General features: G+C 44.0%; 17 protein-coding genes. 6 read left to right on the plus strand and 11 right to left on the minus strand.

From position 1 onward, the window contains the following. The coding region (gene argH / locus ACJ751_RS12550; protein WP_407745841.1) for an argininosuccinate lyase at positions 1-1,017 on the plus strand (1,017 nt) is incomplete at its 5' end. 78 nt (positions 1,018-1,095) lie between these two features. On the opposite strand, the gene ACJ751_RS12555 is transcribed toward argH, so the two are convergent. From ACJ751_RS12555 to ACJ751_RS12565, 3 genes are read right to left on the minus strand one after another with little or no spacing between them, the layout of a single operon-like run. Next, positions 1,096-2,379, minus strand: coding sequence for a M20/M25/M40 family metallo-hydrolase (locus tag ACJ751_RS12555; RefSeq protein ID WP_407745842.1), 1,284 nt, complete (start codon positions 2,377-2,379; stop codon positions 1,096-1,098). 29 nt (positions 2,380-2,408) lie between these two features. Beyond that, a complete protein-coding gene (locus ACJ751_RS12560; protein WP_014221839.1) occupies positions 2,409-3,143 on the minus strand; it encodes a LytTR family DNA-binding domain-containing protein in 735 nt (244 codons plus the stop codon). Positions 3,144-3,151: 8 nt separating this feature from the next. Then, complete coding sequence (locus ACJ751_RS12565; RefSeq protein WP_407745843.1) at positions 3,152-4,204, minus strand: sensor histidine kinase; 1,053 nt, start codon at positions 4,202-4,204, stop codon at positions 3,152-3,154. A 257-nt stretch (positions 4,205-4,461) separates the two neighbouring features. Here ACJ751_RS12565 and dxs point away from each other — a divergent pair, with 257 nt between their 5' ends. Then, a complete protein-coding gene (gene dxs, locus ACJ751_RS12570) occupies positions 4,462-6,393 on the plus strand; it encodes a 1-deoxy-D-xylulose-5-phosphate synthase (protein WP_407745844.1) in 1,932 nt (643 codons plus the stop codon). 141 nt (positions 6,394-6,534) lie between these two features. After that, positions 6,535-7,176, plus strand: a complete 642-nt coding sequence (locus ACJ751_RS12575; RefSeq protein WP_407745845.1) for a murein L,D-transpeptidase catalytic domain-containing protein — start codon at positions 6,535-6,537, stop codon at positions 7,174-7,176. A gap of 34 nt (positions 7,177-7,210) precedes the next feature. On the opposite strand, the gene ACJ751_RS12580 is transcribed toward ACJ751_RS12575, so the two are convergent. The 4 genes from ACJ751_RS12580 to ACJ751_RS12595 form a co-directional block, all read right to left on the minus strand. After that, positions 7,211-8,008, minus strand: a complete 798-nt coding sequence (locus ACJ751_RS12580; protein WP_407745846.1) for a segregation and condensation protein A — start codon at positions 8,006-8,008, stop codon at positions 7,211-7,213. Between the two features lie 188 nt (positions 8,009-8,196). Beyond that, positions 8,197-9,129: a DUF3078 domain-containing protein gene (locus tag ACJ751_RS12585; protein ID WP_407745847.1), complete on the minus strand. Its 933-nt coding sequence runs from the start codon at positions 9,127-9,129 to the stop codon at positions 8,197-8,199. Between the two features lie 74 nt (positions 9,130-9,203). After that, complete coding sequence (gene mscL, locus ACJ751_RS12590; RefSeq protein ID WP_407745848.1) at positions 9,204-9,575, minus strand: large conductance mechanosensitive channel protein MscL; 372 nt, start codon at positions 9,573-9,575, stop codon at positions 9,204-9,206. Positions 9,576-9,661: 86 nt separating this feature from the next. Beyond that, entirely contained in the window at positions 9,662-10,411 is a 750-nt protein-coding gene (locus ACJ751_RS12595; RefSeq protein WP_407745849.1) for a PPK2 family polyphosphate kinase, read from the minus strand. Between the two features lie 66 nt (positions 10,412-10,477). Between ACJ751_RS12595 and ACJ751_RS12600 the strand changes: the two genes are divergently transcribed. Next, positions 10,478-11,416: a DMT family transporter gene (locus ACJ751_RS12600; RefSeq protein WP_407745850.1), complete on the plus strand. Its 939-nt coding sequence runs from the start codon at positions 10,478-10,480 to the stop codon at positions 11,414-11,416. A gap of 64 nt (positions 11,417-11,480) precedes the next feature. Here ACJ751_RS12600 and frr read toward each other — a convergent pair whose 3' ends face one another. Beyond that, positions 11,481-12,044, minus strand: coding sequence for a ribosome recycling factor (frr, locus tag ACJ751_RS12605; RefSeq protein ID WP_407745851.1), 564 nt, complete (start codon positions 12,042-12,044; stop codon positions 11,481-11,483). A gap of 80 nt (positions 12,045-12,124) precedes the next feature. Continuing rightward, positions 12,125-13,258: an MraY family glycosyltransferase gene (locus ACJ751_RS12610; protein WP_407745852.1), complete on the minus strand. Its 1,134-nt coding sequence runs from the start codon at positions 13,256-13,258 to the stop codon at positions 12,125-12,127. A gap of 239 nt (positions 13,259-13,497) precedes the next feature. Between ACJ751_RS12610 and ACJ751_RS12615 the strand changes: the two genes are divergently transcribed. Then, on the plus strand, positions 13,498-14,334 hold the full coding sequence (locus ACJ751_RS12615) for a transketolase (protein ID WP_407745853.1): 837 nt from the start codon (positions 13,498-13,500) through the stop codon (positions 14,332-14,334). Positions 14,335-14,579: 245 nt separating this feature from the next. Here the strand turns inward: ACJ751_RS12615 and ACJ751_RS12620 are convergent, their stop codons facing one another. Then, the gene (locus tag ACJ751_RS12620) at positions 14,580-15,803 is read right to left on the minus strand and encodes an FtsX-like permease family protein (RefSeq protein ID WP_407745854.1); all 1,224 of its coding nucleotides are present in this window, start codon (positions 15,801-15,803) and stop codon (positions 14,580-14,582) included. A 30-nt stretch (positions 15,804-15,833) separates the two neighbouring features. Further along, on the minus strand, positions 15,834-16,205 hold the full coding sequence (gene rbfA / locus ACJ751_RS12625) for a 30S ribosome-binding factor RbfA (protein ID WP_407745855.1): 372 nt from the start codon (positions 16,203-16,205) through the stop codon (positions 15,834-15,836). A 67-nt stretch (positions 16,206-16,272) separates the two neighbouring features. Here rbfA and ACJ751_RS12630 point away from each other — a divergent pair, with 67 nt between their 5' ends. After that, positions 16,273-18,093, plus strand: coding sequence for an ABC transporter ATP-binding protein (locus ACJ751_RS12630; RefSeq protein WP_407745856.1), 1,821 nt, complete (start codon positions 16,273-16,275; stop codon positions 18,091-18,093). The last annotated feature ends 44 nt before the right edge of the window (positions 18,094-18,137 follow it).

Consider the following 18,137-nt stretch of genomic DNA (forward strand, 5'->3'; position numbering starts at 1 on the left):
AAACTGGGCGACACCGGGAAAAAAATCCATACAGCGAGGTCAAGGAACGACCAGGTGCTTACGGCCCTGAAACTTTTTATAAAGGAAGAGCTTCAAACTGTTTCCAGGAATGTTTCTTCGCTTTTTAGCATGCTTCATTCGCTGAGTGAAAAACACAAGAATGTATTGCTACCCGGTTACACGCATTTGCAAATCGCCATGCCTTCTTCCTTTGGATTGTGGTTGGGCGCTTATGCAGAAAGTTTAACTGATGATATGGAACTACTGGTGGCTGCTTACCAGGTAGCCAATAAGAACCCATTAGGCAGTGGCGCCGGATACGGTTCTTCTTTTCCATTGAACAGAAGACGCACTACCGAATTATTAGGGTTCAAAACCTTAAACTGGAACTCGGTATACGCACAAATGAGCCGGGGCAGAACCGAAAAAGTTATTGCCACGGCCGTTGCTGGTGTGGCCGGTTCCATTGGCCGCCTGGCCATGGATTGCTGTTTGTATATCAGCCAGAACTTTGGCTTTATTTCCTTCCCAACGGAATTAACAACCGGCAGTAGCATTATGCCGCATAAAAAGAACCCTGATGTGTTTGAACTGATAAGGGCTAAATGCAACCGCCTGCAGGCTGTGCCTAACGAACTGGCTTTATTACTGGCCAACCTGCCTTCTGGTTATCATCGCGATCTGCAATTGACCAAGGAAATATTATTCCCGGCTATTGAAGAACTAAAAGCCTGTTTACAAATGACCCGGTTAATGCTGGAGAACCTGTCGGTTAAAAGCAATATCCTGGATGATGAGAAATACAAATACCTGTTTAGTGTGGAAGCAGTGAATGAACTGGTGAACAAAGGCATTCCTTTCCGTGAAGCGTATAAAGAAGTAGGTAATCAAATTGAGAAAGGCGAATTCAACTTCGATTATAAAAAACAACTCCACCACGTGCATGAAGGCAGCATCGGTAACTTATGCAATAAAGAGATTGTGGAAGTAATGGATGATGTGATAAAGAAATTCTAGTTATAAGCTACCGGGTGCCCTGTAATTGGCGCACCCGGCCTTGCTTCGCTGAAGCTTCGCGAAGGCGCAGTAATTTATTTATCTTCTCAGACTTTCAGCAGCAACTCTTGTAGGTGAATCTTTCCCCGCAACAATAGAAGTAGAACTAATAGCTATGGCCCTGATAATGGCCGCCATATTATTCATATCGAGCGTTTCAATTTCATCTTCCTGCGTATGATAAAATTTCTCGCTATCCATTTTTGAAGTAGAAATGGTATGAGCCGGAACACCTAACCTCGCCAGCGTGGCATTATCACTTCTGTAAAATAATTGCTGATCGGGATATGGATCAGGATAGAATTTAAAATCGGTTCCTTCCAGATTCTTCTCCAATATCTTGCCCATATCGGTTTTTTCGTAACCGGTAATAAAGGCTGAGTTGGTGCCCCATTTACTATCGGTACCAATCATTTCAATATTAAACATCGCCATTACCTGGTCGGGATTGAAATTCTGGGAGAAATATTGAGAGCCAAACCCACCGCTTTCTTCAGCCGTAAAAGCTACAAATACAAGTGTGCGTTCATTCTTCCTCTGTTTGGCAAAATAATTGGCCAGCATAATCACGGCAGTAGTGCCCGCTGCATCGTCATTGGCGCCATTGAAGATGCTATCGCCTGCTGCATTGGCTTTACCTACTCCCAGGTGGTCGTAGTGACCTGAGAAGATCACATACTCTTCTTTCTTAGACTTACCTGGCAGTACCCCAATCACATTTTTCAGCGGTCTGCTGTCAACGGTTTGTTTATACTGGATGGAATATTCGCCTGCTTCTTCGGGCAACAATACCATTACGATATCGCCCTTGGGAGTGAACAGCGAACCTCTTTTTATTCTTTCAAACAATGCGCGATGTACCGTATCAACCATCAACAGGTAATTGCCGCCTTCGCGCCGTAACTTCATCAATATAGTTGGCAGCGTATCGTGCGCTTTAACAACTATCTGTTTAAATCCTGATGACTGGTTAACCGATAACGCTTCTTTGGCAGAAAGCACGGCTACACTCTTTTCATCGAGTGTTTTGCCATTCATGGTACCACTAACAGAAACAGGCTTATTATGGAACATGGCAAATTCCTGTAAGAAGGAGCTGCCATTACCGGGTTCTAAACCCGCCTTTTTAAATTCAGCGGCAATAAAGTCAGCAGCTTTGTCTATTTCGGGAGAAAACGCCCTGCGGCCACGCATGTCATCGGCAGACAGCGTTTTTTCAATACGCTCAACTTCTTTGGCGTTAATGATCTTATTGATTGATTGTGAAAATGCAGTTTGCTTTACCAGCAACAATAGGATAAAGTACGAACAGCGCTTAACCATGAATTATGTTTTTTAACAAATTTCTTCTATTATAAACTCATCATCTCTTTGAACTTCACCGTTTGGCGACGGCTCACTTCTATCTTTTCCCCGCCTTTCAATTCCAGCAATAACCCGCCGTTGAAGTACGGCTCAATTTTATCAATCAGCCGCAGGTTCACAATATGTTTACGGTTAGCTCTGAAGAATGTTTTTTCATCCAACCTTTCTTCCAAAGCATTCAGTGATTTTAAGATCAACGGCTTATTGGGCCCGAAGTATACTTTGGCATAGTTGCCCACACTTTCAAACAACCGGATATCCGACAGCTTTACAAACCAGCAACGCTCGCCATCTTTTACAAACACCTGGTCATTCTCACTTAAAATGCTACGGTTAAAATTTACAGGTACCATGGGGCCCTGCTCGCGCTCTTCCTGCAAGTGCAATTTTTGAATGGCATCGGCCAGTCGTTTGGGTTCTACCGGCTTCAACAGGTAATCGAGCGCGTTTACTTCAAATGCTTTCAACGCATATTCATCATAAGCCGTGGTAAAAATTACAAGGGGCGCTTTATCCAGTTCCGACAACATATCGAAACCGGTTTTACCAGGCATTTGTATATCCAAAAAAATGAGATCTGGATTTATGTTCTCTATTTTTTCAACTCCTTCACCGGCGTTGCTTGCCTCTGCCACTACTTCAATTTCGGGAAAGTCCATAAGCAGTTTCCGCAGTTCACTTCTGGCCAGCCGTTCGTCGTCGATAATGATGGCTTTTATCATAACTGGTTTTATTTTATTTCAACAGGGATCAGTATGCGGGCTTCCACCATGTCAGATCCCACTTGCTTTATTTCAAAGTTAGCCTTTTCACCAAACAATAATTGCAACCGGTTTTTGGTGCTGAACAAGCCAAAGCCATCGCCTTCCTTCACATGTCCATTCAGGTGACCCGTATTCAGTACCACCATTTCATGGCAGTTCTCTTTAAAATCGGAGATCACCCTAACCACACCGCCATGTATTTGTTTTCCAATACCGTGTTTTATCGCGTTTTCTACCAGCGTTTGCAACATCATCGGCGGCACCGGTTGGTCAAGGGTATCTTCATCTATCTGGTATTCTATCTTCAACCTGTCTTCAAAGCGGATGTATTCCAGTGCCAGGTAATCTTTCACAATGCCCAGCTCCCTTTCAAAAGGAACCGTTTCTACCTTTTCGGCCTGCATACTACTGCGTAAGATATTACTGAGTTCGGTAATGGCATTGCGGGCCCGGTTGGGATTTTCATCGATCAACGCCCGTATGCTATTCAACGCATTAAAAATGAAATGCGGGTTGATGTGCGATTTTATGGTTTTCAGCTCCAGTTCTTTTACCAGCGATTCCAGCCTGATCTTATCCAACTGCGCCTGTCGCGTTCTTACCACATAGTGATAGGCAAAATAGATCAGGTTCCACACAATGATTATGAAAAAATACCCCAGCGAGATCCGGATCACCTTGTTCAGAAAAGAAAGCTGGCGCTGCTTTTCCGATTCAATTCCCATCCATTCCTCCACCTGGGCCGTTGTGGACCCATAGATCAGGGTGAACATAATGGAAATCAAAATTATATACATAACCTGCTCATTCACCGGACGGTCAACGAGCCTGGACTCTAAAATTACCACCCGCATTACATGGGTAATAATAAACCCAACCAGCGCCTCAGAAACCAGCATCTTATAAAAAGAAGGCTGGATCCCTGTACGAAGGGTCAGATAGAAAAAAATATACACTAAAATAAACGCACTCCAGCCACCAATTTGGCAAAGCCAGTAATATGGAATTCTCTTCTTCATCATACTTGTTGGAACTTCAACAAAGCTAGGCAATTAGCCCACTTTGTATTTGTATTTGGGATATATGGCCGTATAAATAGGTTACCGGCACTACAAAGTAGCGAAATTGTCAGGGAATCAGGCTTGTAATTTACAAGTGGTAAGTTATTGTACCCTGGCCTGCTTTTTTGTTCTGTTAAAATATTGACATTATTAGGGCTCATGCTTTAAAGCTGTATTTTTGTGAATCAATTTTGTTACTAAATCTAGTTGCTAAAATGGACATTACACCCGGCCCATTGTTGACTACCATCAATTCCCCAGCCGATCTTAAGCAGTTGACCAGAGAACAGTTACATCAGGTTAGTGATGAATTGCGGCAGTACATTATCGATGTAGTAAGTGTACATGGTGGGCATTTTGCCGCCAGTCTGGGTGTGGTAGAGCTTACCGTAGCGTTACATTACATTTACAATACACCTTACGACCAACTGGTTTGGGATGTAGGGCACCAGGCATACGGCCATAAGATCCTCACCGGCCGCCGCGATGAATTTCATACCAACCGTAAATACCACGGTCTCAGCGGCTTTCCCAAACGCAACGAAAGTGAATACGATACATTTGGCGTAGGCCATTCATCCACTTCTATTTCCGCCGCGCTTGGCATGGCCATGGCTGCCAAATACAAGGGTGAGAACCGCAAATCCGTTGCTGTGATTGGTGATGGCGCCCTTACCGCCGGTTTGGCGTTTGAAGGGATGAACCATGCGGGCGTAGCCGATTCTGACGTACTCATTATTCTGAACGATAACTGTATGAGCATCGACCCCAACGTGGGCGCGCTCAAGGAATATCTAACCGATATCACTACTTCTCATACGTATAACCGCCTGAAAGATGATATCTGGAAGGCGTTGGGTAAATTACCCGTTGGTAAGAATTTTACCCGCGAAATGGCCAGCAAGCTGGAGCATAGCATCAAAGGCTTTATCAGCAAAAGCAGTAATCTGTTTGAAGCGTTGAATCTGCGGTATTTTGGTCCTATCGATGGCAACAACATCACCAAGCTGGTTGATACCCTGCAGGACCTGAAAAAGATCCCCGGCCCCAAATTGTTACACGTACTTACGGTGAAAGGAAAGGGTTATGCCCTGGCCGAAAAAGAACAAACGCTTTGGCATGCACCCGGTTTGTTCGACAAGATCACCGGCGAGATCTACAAAAAGAAATACGAAACCCCACAACCGCCCAAATACCAGGATGTATTTGGACATACCATCATTGAACTGGCCGAAAAGAACGACAAGATCTTTGGCGTAACACCTGCCATGCCTTCGGGTTCTTCGCTCAAGTTCATGATGGATAAAATGCCCGACCGTGCTTTTGACGTGGGCATTTGCGAACAACACGCAGTTACTCTCAGCGCCGGTATGGCCACCCAGGGCATGCGGGTGTTCTGTAATATCTACTCATCTTTCATGCAACGTGCCTACGACCAGGTAGTACATGATGTAGCCATTCAAAAACTGCCGGTTGTAATGGTGCTCGACCGGGCCGGACTGGTTGGTGAAGATGGCTCTACCCACCACGGCGCTTACGATATAGCTTTTATGCGTTGTATTCCTAACCTGGTTATCAGCGCTCCCATGAACGAAAGCGAATTGCGCAACCTCATGTATACCGCTCAACTGGATACTATGCAGTGGCCTTTCGTGATCCGATATCCGCGCGGCCAGGGTGTAATGCCCGAATGGAGAACGCCTTTTGAAGAAATTCCTATTGGCAAGGGCAGAAAGCTTAAAGATGGTCAGGATATCGCCATTCTTTCCATTGGCCATCCCGGCAACTTTGCCACCACCGCCATCCGCGAATTAAAAATGGATGGACTGAACCCCGCGCATTATGATATGCGGTTTGTTAAGCCGCTCGACGAAGCGCTGTTGCACGAAGTATTCAGCAGGTACGACAAGGTGCTTACTGTAGAAGACGGTACTGTTACCGGTGGTTTTGGCAGCGCTGTGCTGGAGTTCATGGCAAAACATAACTATAAAGCCGAAGTGAAAATATTAGGTATCCCTGATGCCATTGTTGAACATGGCACTCCCAAAGAATTGTATCACGAATGTGGTTACGATGCACCGGGTATTGCCGCTGCCGTGCGCGAAATGATGAAGGGTAAGGTTACCGTAAGTCAATTATTAGGTTAGAACGCCAATTGATAAAACATACTACAGAACCGGCGCCAGCTTTTGGTAGCCGGTTCTTTTTTCCCTTTAACAATTTATTGGCATCAGGCTTATATGGAATAAAGCAGTTGCATCGTCTTTACTCCTCCATAACCCTGCAACATGAAACGAATCCTGTTTCTATCCCTGGCACTGTTTCTTGTTTTTTTATTAACTGCTGCGGCCTGGTATTACACCAAGCTCAAGCCCGGCAATTCGTCATATACTGTAGCAGCTATTTCAAACAAGGAAATACTCACCCGGTTAAACGGGCACGCCAGTTCTTTGCTGGCCTATGCCAAAGAAAATGGATATAATACCAGCACCTGTTTTCTGGTTGATATGAGCGTAGGCTCGGGGAAGAACCGATTCTTTGTGTTTGACCTTACAAAGAATGTGGTTGTTGATGCCGGACTGGTGGCGCATGGCCGTTGTAACAAAGACTGGCTTAACGGCCGCCAGTATGGGAATGAAGTGGGTTGCGGCTGTACATCACTGGGAAGATACAAGATCGGCTATCCATACACGGGCAGGTTTGGAAGGGCTTATAAATTATATGGGCTGGATGCTACCAATAGCAATGCTTTTAAACGATTTGTAGTGCTGCATTCTTATACGGCTGTTCCCAATGACGAGGTTGATCCGTTGCCTATTTGCCAAAGCGATGGCTGCCCCATGGTATCAACTGCTTTTTTACAAAAGCTGGGAAAAATAATTGACCAGTCGCCACAACCGATCTTGTTATACATCTATGATAAAAACTAAACAGCCCCCCGATGTATCGGGAGGCTGTAAGAATTTATAATACAGATTCCGGTTGTCTGTCGGGATCTTCGCCAGGGTTAATAGGGGGTTGTTCCGGATCTATGTCCTGTTCCCAGTTTTCGTTCAACTCTATAATGAAGTTATTACGCCCTTCACCAACCATGATGGTCATATATTTCATCTGTATCAGCTCAAGCATCGACAGGAAGATAAAGATGGCGTGTATCCGGTCCTGGCAAATATCGAAGATCTTATCAAACGGCATTACCTTCTCTTTCTTCACTTTTTCCAGCGCATATACGCGGCTTTCTTCCATGGTATATTGATACTTCACCACGGTATGCACCGGTTTTACATTCCGCTGGTCAACCCGCTTCATTACCTTTTCAAATGTTTTCATCAACTTGAAAAGTGTAATGGTTTGAATTTCAGTTCCCTCTCCGCTTTCCTCACCAATGGTCGCAATTTCCCTGGCCAAATTACCGCGGCGCACCATCAGCATGCGGATAGCTTCCATTTCGGCCATTTTCGCCGACGCCTCCTTAAAGCGTTTGTATTCAAGGATCTTGTCAACCAGTTCCTGGCGGGGATCTATTTCATTACCCTGCGCATCCAGTTCTTTACGTGGAAGCAACATCCTGGCCTTAATGCGCATCAGGGTGGAAACGAATAAAATGAACTCGCTCGACAGCTCAATGTTCAATTGCTCCTGGCCATGAATATATGTAAGAAAATCCTTTATAATGTTGCTGATAGGAATATTGTAAATATCCAATTCATCCCGCTCAATAAAGAACAGTAACAGGTCGAACGGACCCTCAAACTGAGGCAATTTAATTTGATATGACGGTGCTTGACTCACTTACTAATTTTTTTAACCCATCCCTACATTGGCGGGAGCCAACAAACGTACGCCAAAAAAACAATTGCAGAAAATTACAGGCTACCCCGGCCTCATTTTGTACATAACTTGTGAAAAGCACGCTTTTGCCATGCTTTTCACTCTTCAAAATCAATCATTTAGAACTTTCGCTGGTAGGCTATTCCTATATACTGCCGCACCTGCATGCGGGCCCCGTCCTTGTTTTTCCCAAAGATCTTTACATCATCATCATAAATCAGATCGCAGCCAATAGTAAAGCCAAATCCTTTGTACACCGCCATGGTAAGCAGGTTGGTCATAAAAAGGTCGATGTTCCGGGGATTGTGTTTGTAGTTGGAGAACAGATCGAGTTTGGCTTTATAAGTCAGGCCTTTTATCACTTCCTTATTATAGTTGGCTGTTAAATAAGCACCAATTTCATTACGTACGGTTTTGCCGGTATCTACGCCATAAGCGCCTTTCGACGACAGGGTATCGTCTTTCACAATTACCCAACGGGAAGTAATAGGAGAAACGAAGAGCGAAAAATTCGGGGTAGGTTTCCAGTCCAAACCTATCGAAAGGATCACATAGGCCGGGGCAAGAAAGGTGGAAGTTTTTACTTTAGTAGTGTCATTGGGATAATTATACCCATTAGTGAACTGTGTACGAAAGTTGAACAGTCCGCTTAAAGACACGTGGTCAAAGATCTGGCATCCGTACTTGGAGGTGGCATCAATGCGGTCGTTGGTTTTACGCGTACCCAGCGAAGTGGAATTTATATAACCCAGTTCCAGGTCGATTGAATTATCCCAGGAATGGATACCCTTTTTATAAAATGCATATGCGTTAAATAATCCATTGCTGTTGAAAGAGAACTGGTCGCCACCGGCCGCCCAGTTGGTAAGCGATGTTTGGCCCAGCGTTACGTTGAACATGCCACCTGTTTTCCAGGTTTTAACCGTAGTATCACTTTCATCTTTCTTAATGGTTTTTCCCGATTCACCTCTTAACTCCTGAACAGTTTTGTCTTGTGCAGTAGTGGTAACTGTTATGCATAGAACAGCTACGGCCAGTGCCAGCTTCTTCATATTAATAATTAATAGATTAAAAAAAGGCATTTTGACGATTATCAAAATGCCTTGCAAATATAAAACCGCATTGGTTATTTCTTTAATGCATCTCTTATTTCGCGCAATAAAATTATATCCTCGGGTGTAACTGCGGTTGCCGCCTCTTCTTTTTTCTTGAACCGGTTAATAGCTTTTACAATGAGGAACAAGATGAAAGCAACAATCAGGAACTTAAGTACAGCCGATAAAAATTTACCGATCTTAACGGTTCCGAATACTACGAACTTATCTAAGTCTTGCAGATTAGCCGCCTCTAAAGCAGGTTTTAATAACAGCGGGGTAATAACATCATCAACCAACGAACTAACAATACTGCTAAATGCCGCGCCAATGATAACACCAATTGCCAGGTCAACTACGTTGCCTTTCAGGGCAAACTCCCGGAATTCTTTCATCATTCCCATAAAATATAGTTTTAGTTGTTAATGATATTTATACCTAATATATTAAAATTTTAAACCATTAGCTTCAAACATACAATAATTCCCTCTTATTCTTTTTTCAATCCGGGGAATTGCATATTGAGTTTCTCCAGCGTTTTTAACAGCGCATGGGCTATAATATGTTCTTTATACCAGTTTTGATCGGCGGGCACAATAGTCCAGGGTACATCGTTACAATGCTCAAAACAATCCTCATAGGCTGTCATGTACTCGTCCCATAATTTGGCTTCCTCAAAATCTTTTTCGTTGTACTTCCATTGTTTGGAGGGATTGTGAATCCGTTCCTGCAAGCGCTGTTCCTGTTCTTCCGGCGAGATATGCAGATAGAATTTTAATATATGGGTATTGTTATGCTCCACCAACAACTGCTCAAAATCGTTGATGGCTTTCATGCGCTTTTTGGCTGTTTTATCGTCTATCATTTTGTGCACCCTGGTCACCAGTACATCTTCGTAATGCGAGCGGTTAAACAATTGGATCATGCCTTTAGGCGGAGCTGCCGCATGTATGCGCCATAAAAAATCATGACTCAGCTCTTCGGCTGTGGGTACCTTAAACGAATGAACATTTACGCCCTGCGGATTCATACTGGTAAACACCTTTCTTACAAGCCCGTCTTTACCACTGGCATCCATACCCTGCAAGATCACCAGCACCGAATGTTTCGATTCAGCATATAACAAATTCTGTAGTTCATCTAGCTTTGCCAGTATGCCGGCCGTCTTTTCTTTTGTTTCTTCCTTGTCCCAATCTTTAGGCGCCCGGGTACTGATTTCCTTCAGTTTTATATTAGCCATGTAAATATGTTTATTTCAAATTATTACATTTCAAAGTTAATACCTGATTTTTGAACAAATATTTGCATGTCAACCTACAGGGGAGCCCTTATCAATGGAATTGTTTTTGCGGCACTTTGCGTCATTTGGGGAAGTTCTTTTATCCTGATGAAGGAGGGAATAAAACATTTAACTCCTTACCAGGTGGCTACTATCCGCATCCTCAGTGCGGGGGTAGTGTTATTGCCGGTAGCCGTTCGCCTATGGAAAAATATTCCGCCCAACAAGCTGGGATATGTTTTTTTATCGGGTGTATTAGGAAGTTTCTTTCCTGCTTATTTGTTCTGTATTGCCGAAACAAAGATCGATAGTAGCCTGGCGGGTTTCCTTAATTCACTAACCCCGGTTTTTACCATATTTACCGGGCTGTTATTCTTTGGCCAGGTATTTCAACTGCACAAATTAATTGGGGTACTGATCGCCATCAGTGGTATGCTGGTGATGCTGTTTGCAAAAGGTAGTGTAAACATGCAATACCTCTCCTATTCCAGCTTTGCATTAGTGGCAACAGTTTTATATGGGTTGAATATTAACCTGGTTGGCCGTCATTTACACGAAGTTGGCTCCCTGGCTGTGGTGGCGGTAAGCTTTGCTATGTTGCTGTTGCCCTGTTTAATAATTCTTTGGGTCACCGGATATTTTTCCCTTCCCCTCACTCAATCAGGCGTACTCTTTTCAAGCGGTGCATCTTCAGTATTAGGCATTATGGGAACGGCCGTGGCCACTATTCTTTTTTATATCCTGATAAAACGTTCCGGTGGTTTGTTTGCCTCTATGGTCACTTATGGTATTCCGTTTATTGCTTTATCGTGGGGCGTGCTTGCCGGGGAAACTATTAACGGGTGGCAAATAGTGGGATTGGTAATTATTTTAGCAGGTGTATATGTTACTACCCGATGGAAGAAGAAGGAAGCAGAAGGAAGCAGAAAGGAAGAGGCAGGAAGTAAGAAATACAAGATAAATTAAAAAAGCAGGAGATATGAAATAAGCGAGTTTCTTACTTCTTACCTCCTGCTTCTTATTTCGGGAATTAAACGGTCATAATTTCTTTTTCTTTCGCAACCAGGTGTTTATCAACCAGCGAAATATAGCGATCGGTCATTTCCTGGATGTTCTTTTCAGCATCTTTGCACGCATCTTCGCTCAACCCGTTCTTTTGTAATTTTTTAACCCCTTCCATGGCATCGCGGCGGATGTTACGGATGGCTACTTTTGAATGCTCGCCTTCACCCTGTGCTCTTTTTACCAGTTCTCTACGCCTTTCCTCTGTTAACGGCGGCATAAACAACCTGATCATATTTCCGTCATTCTGGGGATTGATACCAATGTTGGCGGCAATAATGGCCCTCTCAATGGGCTGCAGCATATTTTTTTCCCAGGGCTGAATGGTTAAGGTGCGCGCATCGGCTACCGAAACATTTCCAACCTGGCTAATTAGTGTAGGCGTTCCATAATAATCCACTACAATGCCGTCAACCAGGTTTGGATTGGCTTTACCGGCACGAACTTTTACTAATTCTGTTTCCAGGTGACTAATGGCTCTGTCCATGTTCTCCTGGGCTGATTCCGTAATAATATTTAATTCATCTGACATAGGAAGAAATATTAAATGCCTGCAAACCTACAAAATTTTTAGCTGGTGTATGGCTAAGCAGGCAATCAATGATATCAGCTTTAATTCTTGTGTTCCAGAATGGTATCGGTAGTGAGGGGAACGATCTTGGGGTTTTTCAATTCTCCATCGGTCGCCTCCAGCGTTTTGGCAACATACAGGCGTGCACGCGGCCGGGTATAGTACAGGGCCGCAATGCCAGAGAAGAATACGATCAATATGGCCAGAATGATCCAGGTGCAACCCAGGTTACGGCCTGCATAAGCGGCCACGATAAACACGATATTGATCGATACCAGCGTCAGGGTTATAGACCGGTGTGAATAACCTCTGTCGAGTAGCAGGTGGTGAATGTGATTTCTATCCGGACTAAATGGTGAGCGGCGGTGAAAAGCTCTTATCGCAAACACCCGTAACGTATCCATTAGAGGTATAACCAGTATGGCGACACTGATAGCCGGTGATGCAAGTACAGGTACTGCTATATCGGTTTGATTGGCCACGTTGATAAACTTCACAACCAGGATGGCATTCACCAATCCAATGAGAAGCGATCCCGTATCGCCCATGAATATCTTTGCCGGTTGAAAATTGAATATCAGGAAAGCCATCAGGCTGCCGGCCAGTGAAAAGGCCAGTATAGAATAAGGCAGCATATTAACCTGTAAGAAATAAAAACCAAAGACGGTAGAAGCCATTAACCCTAATGTACCAGCGAGGCCATCAATCCCATCTATCAAATTAAAAGAGTTTATAATAACGATGATGGTGAGGTAAGTTAACAACAGGCTGAACATTTCGGGCAGCTCATGTATGCCCATAAAGCCATACATGCTTTTTATCTGAATGTTTCCTTTGTAAATGATGAGGAAGGCAGCCAGTACCTGGCCAATAAATTTCTTGATAGGCGATATTACCAGAATATCATCTTTCAAGCCCAGGAAGAAGATTACAAATGCTGCCGAAAAGTAGTATTGAAAGTCGGTTGCAGACTGGTAAGGAATGGCAATGAGGCAAGCCAGCATAAATCCGGCAAATATCCCAAGGCCTCCTAATGAAGGAATAGGGCTTTGGTGCACTTTTCTTTCGTCAGGAATGTCAAATAATTTTTTCTGTTCTGCAACGGTAATAATTACCGGGATAGCTAAAAAGGTAATTGCGAATGAAATAGCTATAGAAAATAATACATCAAACATCAGCCTGATTTTAGTCTTGGAATTATAATACGCGCTACTAATCGGGCCGGTTGGGCACACACTAAACAAAGCACGGCAAATTACAGCGTATTTTCGAATTTCCAACCATAATACCACTTATCTTAATCAGGAAATCCCGTTATAAAACGGCTTTTGACATAAAAATATTGGGAAAGTTTAATTTGATTTATTGATACAAAACAATTCCTGTAGTTTTGCACCCAAATTTTAATCGTGCTATGCCAGCTTTAAAGGACATTGCTACACAAATTCGCAGGGATATAGTTCGTATGGTTCATGGTTGCGCCAGTGGTCACCCAGGTGGGTCATTGGGTTGTACCGAGTACTTTACCGCCTTATACTTCAAGGTAATGAAGCATAATCCGCAGTTTGATATGGACGCCCGCAATGAAGATGTTTTCTTTTTATCAAACGGACATATTTCCCCGGTATTTTACTCAACTTTAGCCCGTGCGGGTTATTTCGACGTAAAAGAACTGGCTACTTTTCGTAAAATTGACTCCCGCTTACAGGGTCACCCTACAACGCATGAGCACCTGCCTGGTATTCGCATAGCTTCTGGTTCTCTTGGCCAGGGTATGAGCGTAGGCATAGGCGCCGCTTTGACCAAAAAACTCAATGGCGAGAATACTACAATATATACTTTACATGGCGATGGAGAACTTGACGAAGGTCAGAACTGGGAAGCTATCATGTTCGCGGGCGCCAAAGGTGTTGATAACCTGATTTCAACTATTGACTGGAATGGCCAGCAAATTGACGGACCTACCGATAAAGTAATGAAGCTGGGCGACCTCGGCGCTAAATTCGAAGCTTTTGGCTGGGATGTAGTGCGCCTCGACAAAGGAAACGATATCGACGCAGTAGTAGCAGGTTTGGAAGAAGCTAAAAAACATACCGGTAAAGGCAAACCAGTTGTTGTTTTAATGAGAACAGTAATGGGTGCCGGTGTTGACTTCATGGAAGGTCACCACGAATGGCATGGTATTGCTCCCAACGATGAGCAGCTGGCATCAGCCCTTGCTCAATTACCTGAAACTATTGGTGACTATTAATAAGAAGCTATATAATAAAAAGGCCCCCGAAATGTCGGGGGCCTTTTTTGTTTTGTGTATGTTCAAATTCATTACTTATTCACCTCTAAAAACTGGGCGGCCGGTTACCCTCTTGAGAGTAACCGGCCATCAGCGGAGGCAGTGGGCCGTAGCCCCCTGCACCACAAATATATGAAAAATTACAAATAAGTAACCTCTTATAACATTTTTTTATGCAATCACATATAACTCTAACCCTCAGCTTCTTAACTCCTCAATTCAATTGGCTGCAGCGCTGCCCGGCGAGAAGGGAACCAGGAGGCAAGAAAAGCTACCAGCGATACGGTCAGCAATACCAGTAAAAAATCAGAAGCAACTATTTGTACCGGGTAGTAATCAATTAAAAAGGTGCCGCCCTGAATTGCAATAATTTTGTACTTAACCTGGGCCCAGCAGAAGAGCACCGCTAATATTATTCCGCCCACACTTCCAATACCTGCTAACAGTAACCCCTCGGTCAAAAATATCTTTTGTATCAATTTATTATTAGCGCCCATCGATTTCAACACCTGGATGTCCTTTTGCTTTTCCATTACCAGCATGGTCAAACTGCCGATCATGGTAAAGGCAGCTACGATCAGCATGAGGGTAAGTATGCCATAGATGGCCCATTTCTCAAGGCTCATCACACTGTATAAGCTTTGATTTTGACCATACTTTGTTTCTACTGAATAGGTTGTCCCCAATAACTGCTGTATTTCCTTTTGTACATCGTCTATATCTACGCTGCCATGGAGCCCTATCTCAAGACTGCTGTATTCATCAGATTTTAGTCCCATCAATCCTTTCATAAAATCAAGATTGGTGATGGCGTATTGATTATCGATATCCTGCTGTATAAGAAAAGTACCGGAGGTAACGATCCTGGCTGCCTGTACCGACTGATAAGGATCAGCCGCATTGAAATTCATCCCGCGCTTAAACGCATATACTGAAAGCGGATAAAGATATTTGTCGCTTTCAATACCCACGGCATTTTCAACCCCATTGCCCAATACCAGCGATGGCTCATCTGCACTACCGGTTTGAAAATTACCCCGGATCAGTTTCTGCGCCACCCCCGTTACCGATTCATAAGAAGTATCAACCCCTTTGAGATTAACGGGCACCACCACATCGCCATTTATAAGTAATGTTTTTTCTTCCGCTACCAGGCTATAAGCACGCACCCCTTTTATCGCAGCAATTTTTTGCAACTGCTGTGGTGTAAGAACAATTGTCTTACCGGTTTTGGCGGAGATCTTTATATCGGGATAGAACGAAGAATACAGCGATTTCACCAACCCTTCAAATCCGTTGAACACACTCAGTACTACAATAAAAGCAAACGTAATACCCATAATGGCAACAATGCTTACCCACGCAATTACATTGATGGCATTGGTACTTTTTTTTGCTTTAAAATATCGCCAGGCAAAGAGAAAGTTCAATAGTATGTGTTTTGGGTACTATAATCTATTCTATTGTTTATTCGTTTCGTCGTCTGGATTGATCTTCCTGAACAATTCCTCCATTTTAAACACATGGTCCAGCGTATCGTCGAGAAAGAACCTCAGTTCGGGCATACGCCGTAACTGTTTGGCCACGCGTGCTGCGAGCTCTCTTTTTATTTCCCAGCCTCTTTCTTCAATCTTTTTCAGGGTGCTGTCTGCATCCTTTACCTGGAACAAACTCAGGTATATGCGGGCTTCCAGCAGGTCGGGCGTAAGCTTTACGGATGATATGGATACCATACCCCCATCGATCATACCCAGCCCCAATCGCTGAAAAATTAAATTTAATTCTTCGTTTAATAAACTTCCCACCTGTTTTTGGCGTTTCCCTTCTTGCATTTCCTTAACGGTTTAATAGCCGTAAAATTAGTTACTTTGCACCGTTTACTCATTATTTAACTGATTCATGAAGCGATTTTCAAGGATTTTCTTTTATCTCCGAAACCAGAAAAGCAGAATTACAGGTTACCTGGTGTTCAATGTATTATCTATTATTTTCTCCCTGGTTTCACTGACGATGCTGGCCCCTTTTTTAAATTTGTTGTTTTCCAAGGAAAAACCGCTCACTATAAGGCCTCCCTTTACCATGAATTCAGAAGGGATCCTAGGCCAGTTAAAGTATGGGCTGTCATACCTGATCCTTCATTATGGGTATCCTCAGGCCCTGATAGCCATATGTATCACCATTATTCTTTCTATATTATTTAAGAATCTGTTTCTATACCTTGGTTTCCGCATGTTGATCCCACTTCGGAACCGTATCATGACCAGGTTCAGGGAAGACCTGTACGATAAGATCCTCGATCTGCCGGTTAGCTATTTTACCGAACAACGTAAGGGCGATATGATGTCGCGCATGAGTAACGACATGAATGAGATAGAATGGAGTATCATTGGCGCCCTGGAAGGATTGATAAAGGACCCGTTAAACATCATTATAGTACTGGGCATGCTTATTTTTTTAAGTCCCCTTTTATCGCTGGTGATGCTGGTAATGTTACCCCTGGCCGGGTTTGTTTTGGGCCGGGTAAGCAAAAGTCTGAAAAGAGAATCTGGCAGGGCGCAGGAACAACAGGGCTTAATGTTAAGCATTCTCGACGAAACGCTTGGCGGCCTGCGGGTGGTAAAAGCCTTCAATGCCGAGAAGCTGATGCGTGACCGCTTTGTGGGCACTAATGACCTGCTGAACAAATTGCGGATACAAATGGCATTCAAGCGTGATCTGGCCTCTCCCATGTCTGAATTCCTGGGCGTTGTGATCTTTTGCTGCATTCTCCTTATTGGTGGGTATATGGTATTTGCCCACAAAGGGGGATTGACATCCGAAGCCTTTATAACCTATCTGGTCGTATTTTCCCAGATCATTCAGCCGGCAAAATCGCTTTCTCAGGGATTTTATAATATGCGCAGGGGCGCTGCAGCCATCGACCGGGTTGAAGAAGTATTACAAGCGCCTGTGACAGTGAAAGAGGCGGATAATCCCCGTCAACTGCAAAGCTTTGGCAGCAAGATCGAGTTCAAAAATGTAACCTTTAAATACGACGACGTAACCATTCTCGATAATATCAACCTAACTGTTGAAAAGGGTAAAACCGTTGCCCTTGTAGGTTCATCCGGCGCCGGTAAAAGTACCCTGGCCGACCTAGTGCCCCGTTTTCATGACGCCACTACCGGCGAATTGCTGATAGATGGGGTTAACATCAAGGAATATTCGTTGTTGTCCCTGCGCGATCAAATGGGTATTGTAACCCAGGAGCCTATCCTGTTCAACGATACCATTGCCGCCAATATATCCCTGGGCAATCCCGTAGCCAATATTGCTGAAATTGAGCAGGCCGCCCTCGTGGCCAATGCCCACGATTTCATCATGAAAAAAGAAGAGAACTATCAAACCAATATAGGCGACCGCGGCAGCAAACTAAGTGGTGGCGAACGCCAGCGCCTGACCATTGCCCGGGCCGTTTTAAAAAACCCACCCATTCTCATTCTCGACGAAGCCACTTCCTCTTTGGATACGGAAAGCGAGCGACTGGTTCAGGATGCCATCAATAAAATGATGGAGAACCGCACCAGCATTGTGATTGCCCACCGGTTAAGCACCATCCGCCACGCCGATGAGATAATCGTATTGCAAAAAGGCAGGATCGTAGAACGGGGTACGCACGATACCTTAATTAGTCAGCATGGTTTCTATAAGAAGTTGGTTGATATGCAAGAAGTTAAGTAGTTACATAGCCTGCCCCGACTCGTCGGGGTTACCTACTGTCAATC

This window comes from Niastella sp. (assembly GCF_045805085.1).
In the GTDB taxonomy this organism is placed as follows: domain Bacteria; phylum Bacteroidota; class Bacteroidia; order Chitinophagales; family Chitinophagaceae; genus Niastella.

Bases quoted from the DNA above. Each gene is read 5' to 3' on its own strand.
- ACJ751_RS12555 (WP_407745842.1), bottom strand. From the start codon at position 2,379: ATGGTTAAGCGCTGTTCGTACTTTATCCTATTGTTGCTGGTAAAGCAA.
- ACJ751_RS12560 (WP_014221839.1), bottom strand. From the start codon at position 3,143: ATGATAAAAGCCATCATTATCGACGACGAACGGCTGGCCAGAAGTGAA.
- ACJ751_RS12565 (WP_407745843.1), bottom strand. From the start codon at position 4,204: ATGAAGAAGAGAATTCCATATTACTGGCTTTGCCAAATTGGTGGCTGG.
- dxs (WP_407745844.1), top strand. From the start codon at position 4,462: ATGGACATTACACCCGGCCCATTGTTGACTACCATCAATTCCCCAGCC.
- ACJ751_RS12575 (WP_407745845.1), top strand. From the start codon at position 6,535: ATGAAACGAATCCTGTTTCTATCCCTGGCACTGTTTCTTGTTTTTTTA.
- ACJ751_RS12585 (WP_407745847.1), bottom strand. From the start codon at position 9,129: ATGAAGAAGCTGGCACTGGCCGTAGCTGTTCTATGCATAACAGTTACC.
- mscL (WP_407745848.1), bottom strand. From the start codon at position 9,575: ATGGGAATGATGAAAGAATTCCGGGAGTTTGCCCTGAAAGGCAACGTA.
- ACJ751_RS12595 (WP_407745849.1), bottom strand. From the start codon at position 10,411: ATGGCTAATATAAAACTGAAGGAAATCAGTACCCGGGCGCCTAAAGAT.
- ACJ751_RS12600 (WP_407745850.1), top strand. From the start codon at position 10,478: ATGTCAACCTACAGGGGAGCCCTTATCAATGGAATTGTTTTTGCGGCA.
- frr (WP_407745851.1), bottom strand. From the start codon at position 12,044: ATGTCAGATGAATTAAATATTATTACGGAATCAGCCCAGGAGAACATG.
- ACJ751_RS12610 (WP_407745852.1), bottom strand. From the start codon at position 13,258: ATGTTTGATGTATTATTTTCTATAGCTATTTCATTCGCAATTACCTTT.
- ACJ751_RS12615 (WP_407745853.1), top strand. From the start codon at position 13,498: ATGCCAGCTTTAAAGGACATTGCTACACAAATTCGCAGGGATATAGTT.
- rbfA (WP_407745855.1), bottom strand. From the start codon at position 16,205: ATGCAAGAAGGGAAACGCCAAAAACAGGTGGGAAGTTTATTAAACGAA.
- ACJ751_RS12630 (WP_407745856.1), top strand. From the start codon at position 16,273: ATGAAGCGATTTTCAAGGATTTTCTTTTATCTCCGAAACCAGAAAAGC.